1 protein-coding gene is annotated in these 1137 nt (G+C 42.5%); it reads right to left on the bottom strand.

Annotated elements, in window-relative coordinates; genetic code table 11:
- Positions 1-334: 334 nt before the first annotated feature.
- Complete coding sequence (locus tag WKT10_RS15870; RefSeq protein WP_340278046.1) at positions 335-1069, bottom strand: peptidoglycan recognition protein family protein; 735 nt, start codon at positions 1067-1069, stop codon at positions 335-337.
- Positions 1070-1137 lie beyond the last annotated feature (68 nt).

Here is a 1137-nt window from a genome sequence, read left to right as displayed (position 1 = left end):
CTAAGATTATGCATCCAAAAACCGCTTAAATACAAGATTCCTTATAAATGCGTTGTTTCCTTATTATAATATATTCATTTTTTGTTATTAATAATACGATTTATAGCAGTATTTTAACTACTATGCAACACGAAAATGCAACACGGGAATTTTAGAAATCTCTTGAAAATCAAAAAATAATATGATATACTATTGACATATATATGGTCGCCACAGCTAGCCTGGGGCGTGGATTTAAGTGTTTTAATTTTTGACTTTGCCCCATATGGGAATGTAAAAAGTTAAAGGAGAAGCGATTGTCTATTAGATAGCAGTCGCTTCTCCTTTTTTTGATTTAGAACTCCCCTGGTCTCTGCGCTCCATCTGCGTCTGTTACATACAACGCGCATTCAAGAGGATGGCCTGCCGTAGGTTCAAAATAATACCACTTGCCATCAATCTGATGCCAATCTGTCAAAGCGTAACCATCTTCATTAAAATAATACCTATGGTGGTTAATCGTCTGCCAACATGATCTGTAATAATTGTGCTGTGTATCTGCGTACCACCAGCCATTATTATCGTGGTGCCACCCTGTTGCATATGTGGGCTGATTTAGAACATTTTTGAAGTCTGTCCATAACTGCGGCTGATCCAGCATCTTGCGGGGGCAGTGCTTACGTTTGGCGTCATAGTGCCGGATCACATGATCGGCAGGTATTTCCAGCTCCGCCATAATCTGGCGTACAAGCTCAATGCAGTTTGCGCGGGCGGTATCATAATCGGAGTCTGGATTAACGCAGATCTCAATGTTGATGCTGTTGGTATTGGTTACTCCCGGCACCAGAGGCGTACCGTATTGTTTGCCTACGGCATAGGCACCGTCGCTGTAATATAATGTCTGTACTGCTACTTTATCGTCCACATACCAGTGGACCGAGGTAGAGAGGTTACCGTTTCGATGGGCTTCTGCATGTTTGAGTGCTCCGGCACCTTTTTTATAATTATCTGTCTCATGGATCACGATCCACGCTGGACGGTTTTGACCCGCATAACAGTTAATCTGTCTGATTTCTTTTCTTATATCCATGGTAATTCCTCCAAATAAAAAAGGCCCCAAGATACTCCCAGGGCCTGTCTGCGTTGCGACGTCGCACA

It is taken from the genome of Enterocloster sp. HCN-30185, assembly GCF_037890305.1.
Classification (GTDB): domain Bacteria; phylum Bacillota; class Clostridia; order Lachnospirales; family Lachnospiraceae; genus Enterocloster.
Note: the sequence above shows the minus strand (reverse complement) of the source record. Positions and strands in the feature narration are given on the sequence as shown.

What these genes read in the sequence shown, in the direction of transcription:
- WKT10_RS15870 (WP_340278046.1), bottom strand. Translation starts at nt 1,069, where the DNA reads ATGGATATAAGAAAAGAAATCAGACAGATTAACTGTTATGCGGGTCAA.